This is a genomic window from Tenacibaculum sp. AHE14PA (assembly GCF_019278465.1).
Taxonomy (GTDB): Bacteria; Bacteroidota; Bacteroidia; order Flavobacteriales; family Flavobacteriaceae; genus Polaribacter; species Polaribacter bernardetii.
Window position 1 is genome coordinate 785,222 of record NZ_CP058983.1, and the last position, 18,600, is coordinate 803,821.

At 28.7% G+C, this 18,600-nt stretch carries 18 protein-coding genes; 6 read left to right on the forward strand and 12 right to left on the reverse strand.

The genetic code is table 11. The features are described 5' to 3' along the window. Positions 1-28 precede the first annotated feature (28 nt). The 4 genes from H0I30_RS03525 to H0I30_RS03540 all read left to right on the forward strand — a co-directional run bounded on the left by H0I30_RS03525 (position 29) and on the right by H0I30_RS03540 (position 4,224). Positions 29-1,186, forward strand: a complete 1,158-nt coding sequence (locus tag H0I30_RS03525) for an AraC family transcriptional regulator (RefSeq protein WP_218772935.1) — start codon at positions 29-31, stop codon at positions 1,184-1,186. 454 nt (positions 1,187-1,640) lie between these two features. Continuing rightward, complete coding sequence (locus H0I30_RS03530) at positions 1,641-2,282, forward strand: DUF4159 domain-containing protein (protein ID WP_218772936.1); 642 nt, start codon at positions 1,641-1,643, stop codon at positions 2,280-2,282. Next, positions 2,266-3,180 carry a bile acid:sodium symporter family protein gene (locus H0I30_RS03535; RefSeq protein ID WP_218772937.1) on the forward strand — a complete coding sequence of 305 codons (915 nt, stop codon included), beginning with the start codon at positions 2,266-2,268 and terminating at the stop codon, positions 3,178-3,180. Before H0I30_RS03530 ends, H0I30_RS03535 begins: the two co-directional genes overlap by 17 nt. Before the next feature lie 3 nt (positions 3,181-3,183). Further along, the gene (locus H0I30_RS03540) at positions 3,184-4,224 is read left to right on the forward strand and encodes a lysophospholipid acyltransferase family protein (RefSeq protein WP_218772938.1); all 1,041 of its coding nucleotides are present in this window, start codon (positions 3,184-3,186) and stop codon (positions 4,222-4,224) included. Here the strand turns inward: H0I30_RS03540 and H0I30_RS03545 are convergent. The 4 genes from H0I30_RS03545 to H0I30_RS03560 all read right to left on the reverse strand — a co-directional run bounded on the left by H0I30_RS03545 (position 4,211) and on the right by H0I30_RS03560 (position 9,419). Next, the gene (locus tag H0I30_RS03545; protein WP_218772939.1) at positions 4,211-7,126 is read right to left on the reverse strand and encodes a glycoside hydrolase family 3 N-terminal domain-containing protein; all 2,916 of its coding nucleotides are present in this window, start codon (positions 7,124-7,126) and stop codon (positions 4,211-4,213) included. The genes H0I30_RS03540 and H0I30_RS03545 overlap by 14 nt on opposite strands. 38 nt (positions 7,127-7,164) lie before the next feature. Further along, entirely contained in the window at positions 7,165-7,650 is a 486-nt protein-coding gene (locus tag H0I30_RS03550; protein ID WP_218772940.1) for an ABC transporter ATPase, read from the reverse strand. A gap of 72 nt (positions 7,651-7,722) precedes the next feature. Then, the gene (locus tag H0I30_RS03555; protein WP_218772941.1) at positions 7,723-8,550 is read right to left on the reverse strand and encodes a 3'-5' exonuclease; all 828 of its coding nucleotides are present in this window, start codon (positions 8,548-8,550) and stop codon (positions 7,723-7,725) included. Between the two features lie 14 nt (positions 8,551-8,564). Then, complete coding sequence (locus tag H0I30_RS03560) at positions 8,565-9,419, reverse strand: PPK2 family polyphosphate kinase (protein ID WP_218772942.1); 855 nt, start codon at positions 9,417-9,419, stop codon at positions 8,565-8,567. Between the two features lie 147 nt (positions 9,420-9,566). Between H0I30_RS03560 and H0I30_RS03565 the strand changes: the two genes are divergently transcribed. Next, the gene (locus tag H0I30_RS03565) at positions 9,567-10,076 is read left to right on the forward strand and encodes a flavodoxin family protein (protein WP_218772943.1); all 510 of its coding nucleotides are present in this window, start codon (positions 9,567-9,569) and stop codon (positions 10,074-10,076) included. Positions 10,077-10,115: 39 nt separating this feature from the next. Here H0I30_RS03565 and H0I30_RS03570 read toward each other — a convergent pair whose 3' ends face one another. The 5 genes from H0I30_RS03570 to H0I30_RS03590 are packed head-to-tail and all read right to left on the reverse strand — an operon-like array spanning position 10,116 to position 13,005. Then, positions 10,116-10,721 (reverse strand): GyrI-like domain-containing protein, encoded by a 606-nt coding sequence (locus H0I30_RS03570; protein ID WP_218772944.1) that lies wholly within the window; start codon positions 10,719-10,721, stop codon positions 10,116-10,118. 3 nt (positions 10,722-10,724) lie between these two features. Continuing rightward, entirely contained in the window at positions 10,725-11,036 is a 312-nt protein-coding gene (locus H0I30_RS03575) for a helix-turn-helix domain-containing protein (RefSeq protein ID WP_218772945.1), read from the reverse strand. 8 nt (positions 11,037-11,044) lie between these two features. Next, the gene (locus tag H0I30_RS03580) at positions 11,045-11,395 is read right to left on the reverse strand and encodes a hypothetical protein (RefSeq protein WP_218772946.1); all 351 of its coding nucleotides are present in this window, start codon (positions 11,393-11,395) and stop codon (positions 11,045-11,047) included. 1 nt (position 11,396) lies between these two features. Beyond that, complete coding sequence (locus H0I30_RS03585; protein ID WP_218772947.1) at positions 11,397-11,705, reverse strand: hypothetical protein; 309 nt, start codon at positions 11,703-11,705, stop codon at positions 11,397-11,399. Positions 11,706-11,709: 4 nt separating this feature from the next. Then, positions 11,710-13,005, reverse strand: coding sequence for an NAD(P)/FAD-dependent oxidoreductase (locus H0I30_RS03590; protein ID WP_218772948.1), 1,296 nt, complete (start codon positions 13,003-13,005; stop codon positions 11,710-11,712). 109 nt (positions 13,006-13,114) lie between these two features. On the opposite strand from H0I30_RS03590, the gene H0I30_RS03595 reads away from it, so the two are divergent. Next, entirely contained in the window at positions 13,115-13,549 is a 435-nt protein-coding gene (locus tag H0I30_RS03595) for a hypothetical protein (RefSeq protein WP_218772949.1), read from the forward strand. 2 nt (positions 13,550-13,551) lie between these two features. On the opposite strand, the gene H0I30_RS03600 is transcribed toward H0I30_RS03595, so the two are convergent. The 3 genes from H0I30_RS03600 to H0I30_RS03610 form a co-directional block, all read right to left on the reverse strand. Beyond that, positions 13,552-14,079 carry a hypothetical protein gene (locus tag H0I30_RS03600; RefSeq protein WP_218772950.1) on the reverse strand — a complete coding sequence of 176 codons (528 nt, stop codon included), beginning with the start codon at positions 14,077-14,079 and terminating at the stop codon, positions 13,552-13,554. 638 nt (positions 14,080-14,717) lie between these two features. Continuing rightward, positions 14,718-15,458: a LytTR family DNA-binding domain-containing protein gene (locus H0I30_RS03605; protein WP_218772951.1), complete on the reverse strand. Its 741-nt coding sequence runs from the start codon at positions 15,456-15,458 to the stop codon at positions 14,718-14,720. Between the two features lie 194 nt (positions 15,459-15,652). Then, on the reverse strand, positions 15,653-18,502 hold the full coding sequence (locus H0I30_RS03610) for a histidine kinase (RefSeq protein WP_218772952.1): 2,850 nt from the start codon (positions 18,500-18,502) through the stop codon (positions 15,653-15,655). Between the last annotated feature and the right edge of the window lie 98 nt (positions 18,503-18,600).

Here is an 18,600-nt window from a genome sequence, read left to right on the forward strand (position 1 = left end):
TTTGTATATTTGATTTAAAACATTGCTTTTGGATACCTCCACCCTATTTAATTTCTTTTTACTTATTAGTGCTTTGCATGGTTTTGCTTTTAGTATTATACTTTTCTGTTCAAAAAACGGAAGAGAAAAAAGTATGCTTTACTTAAATTTATTGATACTTACCATATCCTTAAATAACATTCAGTCTTGGGCTTTAGAATTAAAATTATTTCAACATAAATTCTCATTAGATTACCTACAGATACCTTGGCATTTTTTAGCAATGCCTTTTTTATATATGTTTTTAATAAACTATTTAAGCTTATCTAAAAAATCATACAATATCTTAAAGGTAATGATTCCTTTATTTTTTGTGATAATAGCGGCACAAATTACTTTTGTTTTCAACTACAGTAATTCTCCTTCTCAAGAAAAGTTAAACTACATATATGAACGCTATACATCTTTCGAAGAAATGTTTAGCTTATTTACCTCTTTAGGTATTTTTATATACTCCTTTTTTATTCTTTATAAAAAAGAAAAACTTTTTACCAAAATACTATCTTTTGATAATTTAAAATGGATACATACATTTTTTCAACTAACCGCCATAGGTTATATGTTATGGATACTTGCTTTAATTATTAAAGTAAATATGAATTTTACCGGTTTTATATTTTCATATTATCCGCTTAGAGCTTACACTACAGTACTTATTTACTGGTTAGGTTACCAAGGATTTAAGCAAATAAGAATATTAAAAGAACGTAAACACATAAGAAAATCATTATTAATTAATTTAAATAATGATGTTACTGAAGATTTTAAATTAAAATCAGAAGAAGTATCTTCAGAGAAACACAAGGAGCAATTTATAGAAATAGATACTTTTATTGACAAGAAAAAGAAATATTTGGTATCAAAATATACCTTACAAAACTTGTCTAAAGACACCAAATTAAGCTCAAGCACACTTTCTTTAATTATCAACAACATTGCTGGTAAATCTTTTACTGACTATCTAAATGAAAAGAGAATTAATCAGGCTAAATTACTTTTATTAGATACCGATTATGCCAAGTATACTATAACTTCTATTGGTCTAGAATCTGGATTCAATTCTAAATCAACATTTTACACTGTATTTAAAAAACATACAAGCTATACTCCTGTTCAGTACAAGGAGGTTCAAACTAGTTTAAATTAAACTTTTTTTTTAAAATAAACAAGTTCGAAATCATCCAATTTGGATGATTTCGAACTCAATTCAATGATTTTAAAATTATATTTGAACTGTTAAATATGATTTATAGAACTTAAAATTTTTGAAGGGGTTTTATTTTCACAATAATCGTATTAAAAATGCATTGAGGTGATTCTCAATAGTGAAAAAGGAAAAGGAAAAACACCAATATCATTATTGGTGTTTTTTTATTATATTTAATTTCACCACTACTTTAATACATATAACATAAATTTAACACGAATAAACTACCTTATATATAAAATAAACATATATTTGACCTATAACATTATATAATAGCTTGAAGTATTTAAGGGGAATTTTCAACTATATATAATTCCTTATCAGGAAAAAATTAAGCACCAATAGAAATATTGGTGTTTTTTATTATATTGCTGTTTAAATGCTAAATTCTTAAATGAAAAACATCATAGCTTTTATCCTTATTCTATATTGTTCTGTTATTTTCTCACAACAAATTGCTGTTTTAAAATACAAAGGAGGTGGAGATTGGTATGCAAATCCAACGGCATTACCTAATTTAATAAAATTCAGTAACACTAACACAAATACATTTATTGATACTGATATTAATACCGTAACTCTAGAGGATGATACCATTAATAATTATCCTATTATTTTCATGACCGGTCATGGCAACGTATTTTTCACGAATGAAGAAGCCACCAACCTTAAAAACTATTTAATCTCCGGTGGTTTTTTGCATATATCAGACAATTATGGATTGGATACCTATATACGAAGAGAATTAAAAAAAGTTTTCCCAAAAAGTGAATTTCAAGAAATTCCGAATAACCACCCAATCTATAATCAAAAATTTAACTTTACTAAAGGATTGCCAAAAATTCATGAACACGATAAAAAACCGGCTCAAGGATTTGGTCTTTTTCATAAAGGTCGTTTAGTTGTTTTTTATGATTATGAAAGCGATTTAAATGATGGTTGGGAAGATGCTGCAATTCATAACAATCCTGAAGAAACTAGAATAAAAGCTTTTAAAATGGGATCAAACATTATAGAATATGCTTTTAAAAATTAATGATTTACAAATAGATAGTATCAAAATAAATTTTGACACTGAAGGTTTATGGCTTTTAAATATTGCCATTGCTATAATTATGTTTGGTGTTGCGTTAGGTATAAAATTAGAAGATTTTAAACGGCTTTTAAAAAAACCAAAAATTGTTTTTGTAGGTGTACTTTCTCAGTTTATATTGTTGCCTGCTGCTACTTTTTTAGCTATTATTTTAATACAACCACACCCTAGTTTTGCCCTAGGAATGATGATGATTGCAGCCTGTCCTGGCGGAAATGTATCTAACTTTTTTAGTAAGATGGCTGGTGGTAATGCTGCTTTATCTGTCAGTTTAACTGCTTTTGCAACACTTTTATGTATTGTAATGACTCCTCTTAACTTACATTTTTGGGGAAGTTTATATGAACCTACAAACGCTATTTTAAAGACGGTAGAGTTGAATCCGTTTGAGTTGTTTAAGCTTGTTTCTTTAATTTTAGGTATTCCATTACTATTAGGAATGCTTATAAAGCATTATCATTCTGAGATGGCCAATAAGATAGAGAAGGTTTTAAAGCCACTCTCTATGACCGTATTTATCTTATTAATTGTAATTGCTTTCTCTCAGAATTTATCCATTTTTACGAATTATATTCATCATGTATTATTCTTAGTGGTTTTTCATAATATCTTTGCTTATGTACTTGGATACTCAACTGCCAAAATTTTTGGCTTAAACAAATCTGATTCTAAAACAATAGCCATAGAAACCGGAATTCAGAATGGCGGATTAGGGTTATTGCTGATATTTGGCTTTTTCGAAGGCTTGGGAGGAATGGCTTTGCTAGCTGCTTTTTGGGGTATTTGGGATGTTTTTTCAGGAATGCTATTAGCCACCTATTGGGGAAGAAAAAAACAATAACAAATGAAGTTTTTATTATACCATTTTTTAAAAATTTATATTAAAATAGGCTTATTCTTTTATGCTAAAAAGACAACAGTATTGGGTAGGAAAAATATCCCTAAAAAAGGAGCTATTTTGTTTGTTGCCAATCATCCGAATGCCTTAATAGATCCTTTATTAATCGCTACAAATACAAAAAGAAAAATTCATTTTTTAGTACGCGCAGCTGTATTTAAAAAACCAACAATTGCAAAAATTCTAAACATAATTGGTTTAATGCCTGTCTATCGTATTAGAGACGGTATTAAGCAATTATCTAAAAATGATGCTATTTTTAATAATTGCCAAGAACTACTAAAAAACAATAAAACTTTACTAATTTTCCCTGAAGGAAGTCACAATAGAAAACGAACAATTAGACCTTTAAGTAAAGGTTTCACCCGAATATTATACGGCGCTATAGAAAAATATCCTGACTTAAAAATTCATATTGTTCCGGTTGGAATAACTTATCAAAACTCTTCTAAATACCCATCAAAAGTTGCGCTTATTTTTGGCGAACCTATTCTAGCTAATAATTTTTATGCTATTGATAACAAAAATACGTTGATAAAAGAATTGAAAAATAAAATTAGTGATCAATTAAAAAATTTAACGGTTCATATTAACGATGATGAAAACTACAACACCATAATAACGGCATTAAATAAAACAACTATAGATTATACTGATGTAAATAACAGCAATTATCTTATAAAAAAAGATACCTACCCTAGCAAAAAGAAGATTGAAAAAGAAAATAAGTTGTTATACTACTTCGTTATTCTAAATAGTTTCATTCCTTATTTAATATGGAAATCATTAAGTAAAAAGATTCCAGAAATTGAATTTACCGACACTTTTCGTTTCGCATTAGGTATCACATTGTTTCCTTTTTTCTACGCTTTACAAAGCTTTGTCATCAGTTTGTTTTTTAGCACAGAAATAGCGCTAACATATTTTGCTGGTTCACTTTTATTAGTATTATTATATACCAAAACAACTGCGACTAATGCAGGATAGCATCTTGAATATCTTGTTGAATTTTAGTACGCATGTTACTTCTAACCAACCCTCTATTATTCATATTAGGATATACTCTGTTTGATAAAAAAACATATAACAAACCTGACTTAGGATCTACCCAAGTATAGGTTCCTGTAAAACCGCTATGCCCGAAACTCTCTTCTGAAACACAACCACAAGTTGCCTTAACTTTAGGATTTAACTGAGGCTTATCGAAACCTAAACCTCTACGCACTTTTTTATCAGCATAATATCTTTTATTAAATTTATCAAGCGTCTCCGCTTTTAAATATTCCGTACCACCGTAAGTTCCTTTTTGCAAATACATCTGCATAATTTTAGCCACATCATTGGCGTTAGAAAACAAGCCTGCATGACCACCAACACCTCCTAACATAGCAGCACCCATATCATGTACATAACCATGTACTAATTGATTTCTATAGTAATCATCTTTCTCTGTAGGAACAATTTCTGTTTTATAATATTTCTGAAGCGGTAAATACGTCATTCTATCAGCTCCTAATGACTTATAAAACTCTTCATCCACTAACTCATTTAAAGGTTTTTGATATTTTTTTTCTAAAATTTCCTTAAAAATATAATACCCCAAGTCACTATACTTATATCCCTCTCTATCTCTTTGATCGGCATCCACAATATGTTTATATATAGTATCTCTATAAGACTTACTTAAATATAATTTTGGAGCTACTTTTATGTTATACTTTCTTGTTCTTTTTTTTCGATAATATTTAAATGAATTTCTTCCAGTAGCTTCATCTATTGTGTTCTTGTAAAAAGGAATCCAAGAAGGAAGACGGCCATAGTGAGATAATATTTCTTTTAATAATAAAGTGTCTTTATTAGATTTTCTGAACCTTGGTAAAACATCACCTAAGCTAGAAAACAAGCTTATTCTTTGAGTTTCTTCTGCCTTCATAATCATAGGTAAAGAGGCTAAGATTTTGGTTAAGGAAGCTAAATCATATATGTCGGAATTCTTAACAGGTTGATTTTTTAATGCGGTATGATACCCGAAACTTTTATTGATAAAAACTTTTCCGTTTCGAGCTACTAAAATTTGCCCTCCTGGTGTCATTTTTTCATTTAAAATAGTATCGATTCTTTTATTTATAATCGATAATTTCTCCGAAGACATTCCTGCTTCTTCCGGAATCGTATACTCTAAAACATTATTATTTTTTAATAAAACACCGTCTCCTGCATTAAATTCGCTATTAATTGACACAGGTAATTTTCCTTTTACATCAAAAGCTCCAAACAACGCTTGTGCAGAAAGTTCTTGTGCTAATTTGCTATTTTGATAAGAAACAACGAGCGCTTCTATATTTGTAAATGATTTTAGTTTTAATAAACTATAAGGACTTGCAAATACATCTAAAATAACTTTTTTCGTTCTCGCTATTTCTTGTAACCAAACCAATTCTTTATTTGAAAACTTATAACTCTTCCATGGATGATCATTCGACTTATGAAAACCAACAATAACCACATCGTATTTTGTTAACTTTTGCATTAAAACACTCAAGTGTTTATCAGAAACAGCTTCTATCTTTGTATAATTCTTTAGCATTCCTAAAAAATCATCTCCTTTAGAGTCTCCCAAAGAAACATAAGCTACTTTCTTATCTTTTAAGTTTTTAATAGGCAAAATAGTTGCTTCATTTTTTACTACAGTTATGGAGTTTTTAATCAATTTTCTGTGTAAAACCTCATCATAAGGGTTATTTAAATCTTCTTGAAGATTATCTAAAAGCAACGAATTATACTTATTTAAACCAACTAAATATTTTGCTTTTAGTATTTTTTTTACAGAGTAATTTAATCGCGCTTCTGTTAAGGGTCCTTTTTCAATAGCTTCTTTTAGAAGCTTTACAGAACCAGGAACATCTTGCGGAATTAACAACATATCGTTTCCTGCAAGAATTGCTGCTAAATCTATTGCTGCTGGTGAAGAATAATTGGCTGCCCCCTTCATATTTAATCCGTCAGTAATCACCAAACCTTTAAAACCTAGCTTTTCTTGCAACAAATCGGTAACAACACTTTTTGATAATGAAGTTGGTAGTTTTTCATTTTTTTCTAAAGCTGGAATACTTAAATGTGCTGTCATAACACTTGCAACACCTGCTTTAAATATTTTTTTAAACGGATACAACTCAACAGAGTCTATTCGCTGCTCACTAAAATTAATAGTTGGCAATGTGTGGTGAGAATCTGTTGCAGTATCTCCATGACCTGGAAAATGCTTTGCGTTTGCTAAAACATTAACACTTTGCATTCCTTGGCTAAAAGCGATTGCTTTTTTAGTAACATTCTCTTTACTTTCTCCGAAAGAACGATTTCCTATAATTGGATTGTTCGGATTTGTATTTACATCTACTACAGGTGCAAAATTTATGTGAATTCCCACTCTTTTACAATGCTCGCCTATTCTTTTACCTGTTTCTCTTAAAAGCGCTTCATCTTCAATTGCGCCTAAAGTCATATTCCAAGGAAAGCGATAGGTATTTTTAAGACGCATATCTAATCCCCATTCGCCATCAAAACCAATTAGCAACGGCACTTTAGATTCTCCTTGATACTTGTTATTTAAAATAACTTGTTTTTCTGGCGTTCCTTGCATAAATATTAAGTTACCTACATGATATTTGGTAATCATTTCGGTTATTGATTGTTCATGCTTTTTATCTTTATTCGAATAGGCTTGTACCATAAACAATTGTCCGATTTTTTCATCAATCGACATTGAATTCATAATACTATCTACCCAAACATTTTGTGCATCTACATCTTTCGCTAAAAGCGGATCTTGTTGCTGCGCATTTACAAATTGAATAAAAACAAACCCTAAAAAAACTAGTATCTTTTTCATAATATCTTAATCATCTATACTTTAATGGAAATCAATTGCTATACCAAAAATCGTTTGTGCCAACTTTTATCGGCAGTAACTTCCCAATTAGTTTCAAAGTCTGCTTTTGTATCTATCATATTGTTAAATACAATTGTTTTTGAGGTTATCTTTTTATTTTTTGCTAATTGCTGAAAATCAGCTAATTTAACAACATTAATATTATCACCGTCTTTAAATGAAACGTTCATTTTGTTCATTAAATCGATTCTCAATTCCTTTTCCAACTCTTGAATAAAGTGAACTGAAGAATCTATAGAGCAGCCAGATACATTGTTAAAACCTTCATCTACACCCAATACTAAAAACTGATTGTACTTTATAGTAAAAGAGCCTTTTAAGTCGTCTCCATGACGCGTCCAACTATCAATAAAAAGTATTGCTTTTGCACAAATATATTCTACTTCTTCTATGCTAAATTCTCTATCTGCTTGATACACCCAAACTCTTGAGTTTTTTGGTAAATTGTTATATTCTGTAAACATTTTTTATTCTTTTTTTTATAATCTCTAAAGTAAAAATTAATATGATTACTTCGCTTAAACCTATGTTAAAGATTACCTTAAATTAAACTTTTGCTGTAAAGCTTCTAACTTTTCTCCGTCGGTCATTTTCTTTTTAGGTACTGCCATTCGCTCTTTAATTTCGCGTAATACTTTTTTGGTGTACAACGGAAAATCTGCATTCTGAATCCATGAATTGTATCCTGGGTTTTCTTTAAACACTTCTTCTACTGTTCTTCCTTTATATTTCCCGAAAGAGAAAATTTCTTCGTCTTTATCATTCATCAAAATAAAACCAGCAAAATCTGCTCTTTTACCATGTGTTGAATATTCGCTTAAAGCATCAACAGTGTTCTCAATATCTTCATATTTATCTAACTGCGCTAATAAAATTTCGTAAGTAGCATTGGTATCGGCTTCTGCACCATGCGCGCCAATTAATTCTTTGCCACAGTAAAATTGATACCCTGCACTTAAAGTACGCTGTTCTTTTTTATGAAAAATTACTTGAACATCTACCGCTTTACGTTCTTTCATATCAAAATCGATTCCTGCGCGCATTAACTCTTCTGCTAAAACAGGAATATCGAATCTGTTTGAATTAAAACCAGCCAAATCGCAACCAGCAATCATTTCGTTTATACTAACAGCTAAATCTTTAAAAGTTGGCTCGTTGGCAACTTTTTCGTCTGTAATTCCGTGAATTTCTGATGATTCTTTTGGTATTGCTACCTCTGGATTTACCAACCATGTTTTACTTTCTTTATTTCCGTTCGGAAACACTTTTAATATTGATATTTCTACCACTCTATCTTTCGCAATATTGATTCCTGTTGTTTCTAAATCGAAAAATATAATTGGTTTTGTTAAGTTTAATTCCATCTTTTTTTTGGCAATTATTCGTTATTTAACTGAGCTTTAAACTCGTCTAATTTATCTAAATCTTTTTGAGCTAATGCAGGTTCTTTAAAACCATATTTTTTAAGCTCTTCACTAATTGTTTTACCTACAATATATCTTGCCGTTGGTTTATCATCTGCAGGCACTACATACCAAGGCGCATAATCTGTATTCGTTTTGTTTAATAAATCCTCATAACATTCTTGATATTTACTCCACAACTTGCGCTCTTTTAAATCGCCAGAAGAGAACTTCCAGTTTTTCTCAGGAATATCTAAACGACGTAGCAATCTGTTTTTTTGTTCTTCTTTAGATACATTTAAAAAGAATTTTAAAATAATGGTTCCGTTAGCTGAAATATGTTTTTCAAACTGATTGATTCTTTCCATTCTATCATGATAAAAAGCATCATTTAAATCTTCTAAACTTTTAACTGTAGGAATGTTCTCTCCAAAAACATACTCAGGATGCACTCTTGTTACCAACACATTTTCATAATGTGTTCTATTAAAAACACCTATTTTTCCTTTTGCTGGTAAAGCAATATAATGCCTCCATAAGAAATCGTGTTTCAACTCTAATTCGGTAGGTACTTTAAAACTATGCACCACTACTCCACGTGCATTCACATCTTTAAACACCTCACGAATTAAACTATCCTTACCAGAAGTATCCATTCCTTGTAGGCAAATTAACATACTGTATTTACCTTCGGCATACATGGTATCTTGCAGCTCACTTATTTCCTTTCTTACTTTTTTAAGTTTCTTTTTTGCCTTTTCATCTACTTCTTTGGTAGCAAAATGGCTTAATGTTACTTCTTTCGAAAACTTGTAGGTGTCTGTATTCATTTACAAAGGTGAATTGATAGCATAAAAATACAAAAAATATACTCTTTTAGTATTGATTTTTCCTTGAGAATTATCAATTTTTACAATTGAAGTTTAAATGCTGTTCTAATTAAATTTCAGAAATTTAACTTCTAAATAAGAATACACATGAATACAAAGGTAATTATACAAGCAAGCTCTAAAAGCAACGGAAACACAAATAGGATTGTTCGTTATTTAAATAAAAATAATGATTTTGATGTTATCGATTTAAAGACTAAAAGTATTGGTTCTTTCGAATATGATTTTAGCAATGCGAATGACGATTTTATTCCTTTAATGGAAACTATTATACAAAAATACGACACCATTATATTTGCTACACCCGTTTATTGGTATAGCATGAGCGGAACTTTAAAAATATTTCTCGATAGATTATCCGACCTTTTACACTACAAAAAAGAACTAGGAAGACAAATGAGAGGCAAAAAAATGGCTATGATTAGCAACTCAGGAGAAAATGATTTAAAGAACGGATTTACAATGCCTTTTATAGAGAGTGCCAATTATTTAGGCATGAATTACCTTGGCGATACGCATACTTGGTTTACCAAAGATGGTTCTGAAATTGATTCAAATGCTTTAAAAAATATTGATACTTTTAGAGGTTTGTTCTAAAGAAAAAGGTTGCTGGTAAAACAGACAACCTTTTTTTATTTATTGAATCGGAATACAAATATCTACAATACATTTTCCTTCGGGATGCTCTTCTGGGTTGTTATAGTAAATTCCAAACGGATCTTGATCCGCTTTTTTAAAACCATGTTCACTCATCCATACAAAGTTATTTTCCCATGCTTTTTGAAACTCTGAAGGATGAATCTCTAAATGAGAAACAATACACTTCGTTTTAGGCAACGTTCTTAAATTTATTTCACCATCCGTTTTCACTAACCTATTTAATGTCATACAAGCACTAATACGTATTTTATCTTCGTCAGTAATTTTTGGGCTATCATGATAAATTGTTACCATTCGCAAATCTTTTTGTTGCATTAAACCTTTCGGAAAAGCCCATTTCATTAACCTCTTATAAACACCTTCGATTAAATCCATCTTTCCTTGATGACTTATATATGCTAGCTGCAATTCAGGTACAATTTTAACTTCAGTAGTTGCATTCATTTTTAACCAATTTAAAGAATTATGTATATTACAAATATACTTTTCAAATAACGTTACCACTTGCCCATTCTTGCTTTCTGTTTTACAAATCTTGCTAAAATTATTTTGACTTTCTTTTTTGAACTCTGCAGGACTCATCCCTTAGAATTTTTTAAATGCTCTTGAAAATGAAGATAAACTTGTAAACCCTACTTTTTCGGCAACTAAGGTTATTGGTGTTTCTTTTTTATGCAATAAAAATGATGCTGCTTTTTCTATTCGTTTTCTAGTTATAAAATTATTTAATGTTTCTCCTGTTACTGTTAAAAAAAGTCGATGAAAATGAAATCTAGAAGAAGAAGCTTTGCTTGCAACCTCTTCTAAAATTAACTTCTCATTTAAATTATCTTCAATATAAGTAATTGCTTTAGTTATTCTTATAATTGTTTTTGAAGTTGTTTTTTCTGGATTCATTATTTCTTTTAGGTTTTTTTCTGGAGGATAAAAAAGATAAATCCGCTGATGAAATATAAAAACACATCTATTATATCTGCCGTGTATCTCGGATTGTACTTAGGTAAAAAATACTCATATAATAATGCGTAAAAACTACAAATGTATAAAACAATCCAAATAGAAATTTGATAGTTTTTATTGCTTTTACTCCACCTTAAAATAAATAAGCAAACTGATAACACTATCGGAATGATTAAAAAATCATTTACATAAAACTGTACTAATTCTGGTAATTTATAATCGTTTTTTTGCATAAAATAAACACCTGTTCCTATAAATAGCGAAAATACAAAGTAAATATATATTGCTCTTTTCATTTTATCCTGCAGCTACCATTGCTATAAACCAAGCTAAAGCACCTCCTATTAAACTTACCAACAAAAAAGCGGAGTACAGAATCCATCCTACAACTTTATACAAGAAGAAAGGGTGTTTTTTTAAACGCTCTGCTAAATTAGGGTTGGCAATTTTATGCTTCACCTTTTCTATTTCTACTTGCTTATATGCCTCTTCTTTTAAAGCTCTTTTTTTTTCATGAGAAATTAAAGTATTACAATTTTCACAATACTCTTTGTTTGCATTAAACAATCCGCATTTAGGGCATTTTATATTTCTTGTAATACTCATTTTCTTATTCTTTAAAACTGTATTTATTTTTATTCTTATAAGGTCTTATTATAAGTCTTGTTTCCCTATCAAATCGAATATAGTTATACATCCAATTCATAAATACAATTACTTTATTTCTAAAACCTATTAAAGAGAATAAATGCACAAACATCCAAACAAACCAAGCAAAAACTCCTTGAAATTTTAATTTTGGTAAATCTACCACTGCTTTATTTCGCCCAATAGTTGCCATGGCTCCTTTATCATTATATTTAAAAGGCTTTAATTTTTTCCCTTTAAACTTGGTTAAGATATTTTTAGCCAATAATGTTCCTTGCTGAATAGCAGGTTGCGCCATCATCGGGTGCCCATATTTATATTTTTCGGTTTGCATGTACGCAACATCTCCAATAGCATATACATTGCTATAACCTACAACTTTATTGTATTCATCAACCTTAAATCGGTTAGCTCTTTCTACCAAACACTCTTGTTGTAAACCGTTAATAGATTCGCCTTTTACTCCGGCAGCCCAAATCACAGTTTCTGCCTTAAAATGGTCATCGCTGTTGGTTGTTACCGTAGTACCGTCATAATTTAAAACCCGAAGATCTTTCCAAACATCAACGCCTAATTTTATTAAGAAATCTTCGGCTTTTTCTGAAGCCTTATTACTCATTCCTTTTAACAACTCGCCTGAACTCTGAATTAAATTAATTTTCATTTGACGGATATCTAAATCAGGATAATCTTTAGGTAAGATTCCTTTTTTCATTTCAGCTAAAGCACCGGCTAACTCAACACCTGTTGGTCCACCACCAACAATTACGAAATTCATTAAAGCTCTTCGTTTCTCTAAATTAGTTTCTAAGAGTGCTTCTTCAAAATTTTCTAAGACCAAGCTACGTATATTTAATGCTTGTGGAACAGACTTCATTTCCATCGCATATTTTTCGATATTCGTATTTCCGAAGAAATTAGTTTTAGATCCTGTGGCTATAATCAACTCATCATACTCTAAATTACCAATAGTTGTTTCTATTGTATTTTTATCAGTATTGATATTTAAAACTTCTGTTAAACGAAAAAAGAAATTTTCTACATCGTTAAATCGTTTTCGCAACGGAAAAGCAATACTATCTGGCTCTAAGCCGCCAGTTGCAACTTGATAAAGTAATGGTTGAAAAGTGTGATAGTTATGTTTGTCGATTAAAACAACTTGAAGTTCTTGTTCTTCTAATCCTCTTGCTGCAGCTAAGCCAGCAAAACCTCCTCCAATAATTATGACTCTAGGAAAACTTGTTTGAGGGATATTCATTTTCAAATGATTTTATTTCAGAATAGCAAATTTACTTAAAAGTTGAATTTTATTCTTTAAATTTGTATATTATCTCATATAACTATTCCCTTACTAAAAACACAATACCATGTTTAAATTTTTAAAAAAGAAAAAAGTAAAAGAATTAGTTATTAAATGTGATACTGATACCGTTCTTATTAATGAAAAACCTATTATTTTCCCTACCAATTACGATACATTAATAGCTGTTTTAGGCAAGCCAGAAAGGGAACTTACCAAAACTAATCATTATATGATTTGGGACCAGTTTGGTATATTTTGTGGCTACACAGATAAAAATGAAATTTTATCTATTAATGTATACCAAAGTAAGCAAGATAGAAGTGAGTATAATAGTAAAAAACAATTTAAGGGTAAACTTCTGTTAAATGACGAAGAGATTACAAATAACGAATTCAGTAAAATTGCTTTAGGTAAAGTTGCCATTCATAGGCTTGGAAGCGAAAATGAAATCCGTTTTGGTTTTAGTTTAGGTATTAATAAAATATACACAAATATTTAAACCTAAAGCTCTCTTTTTAACTGCTGAATCGTTTTAGTGGTTGATATTAAATCATTTATTAATATTTCTCTTAAATGATCTATATCATCCTCATAATAGGCAGCCCATTTATACTCTTTAAACAAGGTTTGAATTTGTTTTAAACGTTGGTGTGCAAATTCTGATGTCATTAAAAAAACAATTTTATTTTCTTCTTCTTTTAATCGTTTAATTTTAACTTGTTTTGTTTTAAAATTCACCTCTAAATAAAATACTTTATCAGTATTATTTAACAGATAAAAATCTGACCAATTTGCAAAACCAACATAATAATTTTGACTTTTATATTCTTCTATTTCTTTTATTTTCCATCGACAATTAGCTACACGCCCCCAATGATTTGAGTAACGGTAAACACCTTCATCTGCATAGAAATATAAGCTCCCAGATTTGCTTTGATAATGTGCTGATTTATCTTTAAAAAAATCTATAGATCGCGATTCGAACTCGCAATAGGTATATCTAAAAAAATTATATTTATGAAACTTCATTTTCCAAAAGTAATTAAAGAGAAGCAAGTTTTATAAATTATTCTAATCAAAAAACCGAATTACTTTACAGTAATCCGGTTAAGATTAATAAAAATCAAAGAAGTTTTTTTTAAAAAAACATTCTTAAAATTAATGGTTCCCCCCAGAACCTTCTTTAAAATTAAAAACTTATACTTTAAAATAATTCTCTAAAATTTGACACCAATAATTATAACTAACTATAACATTCTATTTACAGGTGTTTTAGTGGAAAACGATATTCTTTTCAAATAGAATATCATCTTATTTTTTTTAAAATCTACATACAAATAACATTTTATTTTCTTGTAAAGAACACAAAGCCTTCCTAATGAAGTGTTTTTATTTCCGAATGAAGAAAACAACCAATATATCTTACTTTAATTAATTTTGATAAGTCTATCAAAACTATATTGATCGTAATAATTTATGCCATCTTATCAATATTTTTACTTTTATTAACGCAAGGTTTAATCTCAACAATATTCTCAAGTCTCTCATTCTATTCTTATTATAATTCAAATATTAATAAAAATTCATAAAAACAGGTTATTTACTTTCCGAAAACGCATTTTATCTTTCCTAACTAAATAAGGGGTACTTATAATTAATTTTATGTATTAAGCATAAAAAAGAATTTCAAAATTTTCTTTATAACTCTTACTTACTGGAACTTTAAATTCAGATTTCAAGGTTATTTCTTTTTCTTTTTTAGAATATGTTGCTATTTTATTTACATTAATTATCCAAGACCTATGTACTCTTATAAACTGAGTATTATCACATAGTAAACTTTCATAATAACTTAATTTTTTAGCTACCATATATTTTTTATCTTTTTCTATATGTAAGATAGAATACATCCGATCGGCCTCTATACTAACTATATCTTTTGTACTTACAATTGCATAATCTTTTTTATATGGTATTGCTATTTTAGTAATTATCTTTCTGTTATCCTCTAATAGATTAACTCTTAAAGATGCTGTTTTATTTGCTATTTGTTCTTTAGCTTTTTTTATTGCCGACTCTAAATATGACACGTCTATTGGTTTTAATAAATAGTCTATTGCCGCGACTTGAAAGGCTTTTACGGCATAATTATCATATGCAGTTACAAAGATTATGTGAAAGTTAATTTCATCAAATTCTTTCAATAATTGAAAGTCATTTTTCTGAGGCATTTCAACATCTAAGAAAACTATTTGTGGTTTGTATTTTTTTATAGCCTCTATAGCTTCATCTACATTTTTTGCTTCTGCTAAAACATCAACATCATTACAAAATTCGCTTAATAAAAACCTTAAATTTTCTCGCGCATTAACTTCATCATCGACTATTATTGAGCTAATTTTATTCATCAATTAAAATGTGAATTATTTATATTATTACAATTATTAATTAAAACCTACTCTTGTTTCACACTATTATTCTTCTTAAAAACATCTAAATTTCATCATAAAAAAAACCTTTTAGATATGTAAGTATTAACTTTCATTTTAAAGCAATTAATAAAAATTTCTGATTTTCATAAATACTTTTTAACAAACAGTATTTAAAAAGTAAAAGGTATTTTAATAACCACTTTTGTTCCCATACTTATCGCTTGATATTCAAAACCAATATCGGTTCCGTAATGTTTTTTTAAAATTTTTAATTTATCTTTTATCATTTTGGTTGAAAAAGACTCCCTTTCTTCTTTTATCTTTTTATTTATTTTATGAGATTCGTCAAGTCCAACTCCGTTATCGGTTATGATGCATTTAATAAAATTCTCCTGAAAGAACTCAATCTTTATTTTACCTACACCATCTACTTTATGAAACAACCCATGCTTTATAGCGTTTTCTATAAATGGTTGAATTATCATAGTTGGTATTTTAATGTTCTCTATAAGTTCTTCTCCTATTATTTCATATGTAAAATTATCTCTAAACCTTAATTTTTCTAGTTCTAAGTATTTTTTTAAAACAGAAATCTCTTCTTCAAAGAAAACAAAACTTTTATTACTTAAAGCAAGACTTTCTCTTAATAATGAAGAAAATTTAGTCAAAAAATTATAGGCATTATTTTTATCACCTTTTAACACTAAATTTTGAATAGAATTCAGCGCATTAAATGTAAAATGCGGATTCATTTGACTTTGTAATGTTTTTAATTTTGATGCTATTAACTCTTTCTGCATGCGTTCATTCGCTATAGCTTCTTCTTGTTTCTTTTTTACTCGTTTTAACCTCAAGTAAAAAATTAACCAATATAAAAAGATAATAAAAACAGTTGTAATTACGTAAAACCATTGCTGTTTATAAAAAGGTTTATTTATTGTTATCTTAATAACCTTCGCTTTAGTTTCTTGCTCTCCAGATAGACTTACCTCCTTTAGCTTAAAAATATAATTCCCGGGTGCCAGGTTATTAAAAGTAATTTGATTTATTCCTTTATCTAATACATTCCAATTATCTGGATTAGAATACTCTTTTAAAACATACTTATAAACTACGTCTTCATGTGATAGAAACCCATTAGCATGAAAATTAAATTTTATTTTTTTTACATTTGATTCAAAAGAATAAGTTTCTTTTTTAACTATTTTCTCTCCATCAACCTCTATGGAAGTGAAATAAAAATCTAAAATTTTATTATTTTTAAAAGCTTTTTCTTTATCAATTTTAAACAACCCTTTGTTTGAAGTAAAGAATAATACTTTTTCATCAGGCATAAAGCCTGATATATTAAATGAAGCTACCCCATCTTTTCTAGTTAAGCTTTTAATTTTGTTATTATTTGTATTTAATAACTGTAAACCTTTATTTGTAGATATCCATAAAAATTCTTTTTCTCCTTTAATTTCACCTACCTGATTAGATAATAACCCGTTTTTTTCTGAAAAATGTTTTACTACTTCACCTCTTTTAAATCCAATAATTCCATCTTTTAAAGTTGATACCCAAACAACATTATTAGTTGTTTCTGTTATATTATTTGCAAATACTGGTTGTTCATTAAATTTAAGTTGTATCGCTTCATTTTTTTGATTGTACATTTCTGTACCATCTGTATAGCCTATATATTTTTCTTTTTTGCTGCTATAATAAACAACTTTTGTTCTAGTAGCCCTAAGTTCTGTTTTCTTCCTTGATCTTATATTAACAGCACTTGCTGTAGAGTGCGTTGCATACAGTAAATTATTTTCATCTAAAAAGGTTACATCTTTCGCATTGTATAAAAAATTATCTCTAGTTAGCTGTTTACTATCCTTATTATAAATTAAAGATCCGTTTGCAAAACTTAAATACATATTGTTTTTACCTTCAACAATAGCGTATAGTTTATTATTTATTTTTTTTATTAAATGTGATATTTCATTTGTATTCTTATCAAGAATCATTAAATCTCCTTTAATAGACCCCATCATTAAAGCATCAGTTCCTAAAGCACTTATTGCCATTAAATTTTCCTTATCTTTTTCAATACTATATTTCTCTATATACAAATTAGGTATAATGAAAACGCCGTCTGTTAATGTTGTAAACCAATAATTATTGTTTCTATCTTTTAAAAACCTACTTATCGGCACACCTTTAAAATAAGTTTTTTCATAATGTAATTTATTATCTAAAAACTGATAAATAAAAACCCCTTTCTTTGTGCAAACCCATAGTTTATCATCTAAACTATAAAACTTTATTACGCCATTATTAAGTACTAGTTCTTTTGGCAACAATACCTCCTTTAACTTTTTATCAACTCCATAGTATAATTTTGGTGTAGCCGATAAGTTTTTAGTGTTATAAGCAAATATTAAATCGATATTACTTATTGTAGTTACATCCCAAATATTAAAATTAAATTCTCCGTACTTTTTTAAATCATACTTTACTTTTAACTTTTTATTTTTTGCTCTTACGAGTATTTTATCCTCGTCAAAACTCAATAAGGAATCTTTTTTTGGTAAAGATGATAACAATCGAATATTTTCATCGAGAGTTTTATACTCAAACAAACCTTTAGAGTCTACTTCATAAACACCTGTTTCTGTACTCACAACAACATTATTGTCTACAAATGTAAAAACAGCCAGTTGTCCATTTACTTTATCCTGAAAATCATAAAACAACAGTAATTTACCATTATCTAAATAAAAGATTTGTCCTGAAATATTGTTACACCAAACTCTACCTTTGGCATCTAATTTTAAACCAAAAACAGATAAACCTCTTTTTTGCGGGTGTGAAAAGTTCTTAAACTTTTTACCATCATAACTAAAAAGACCTTTATCTGCTGCTAGCCAAATTCCCCCTTCATTATCCTCAATTATATCATAAAATTCGATATCTGGTAAGCCGTCTTTTTCGGTTAAATGAGTATAAACCGGATGCTGTGCTATAATTTTATTAGCAAGCAAAAAAAAGGTTAAAAACAGGTATATACTTATTTTTTTTACAATATATTTTTAAACATACATTTTCAAATGTAGTTATTATTAAAATAATGAAAATAAAA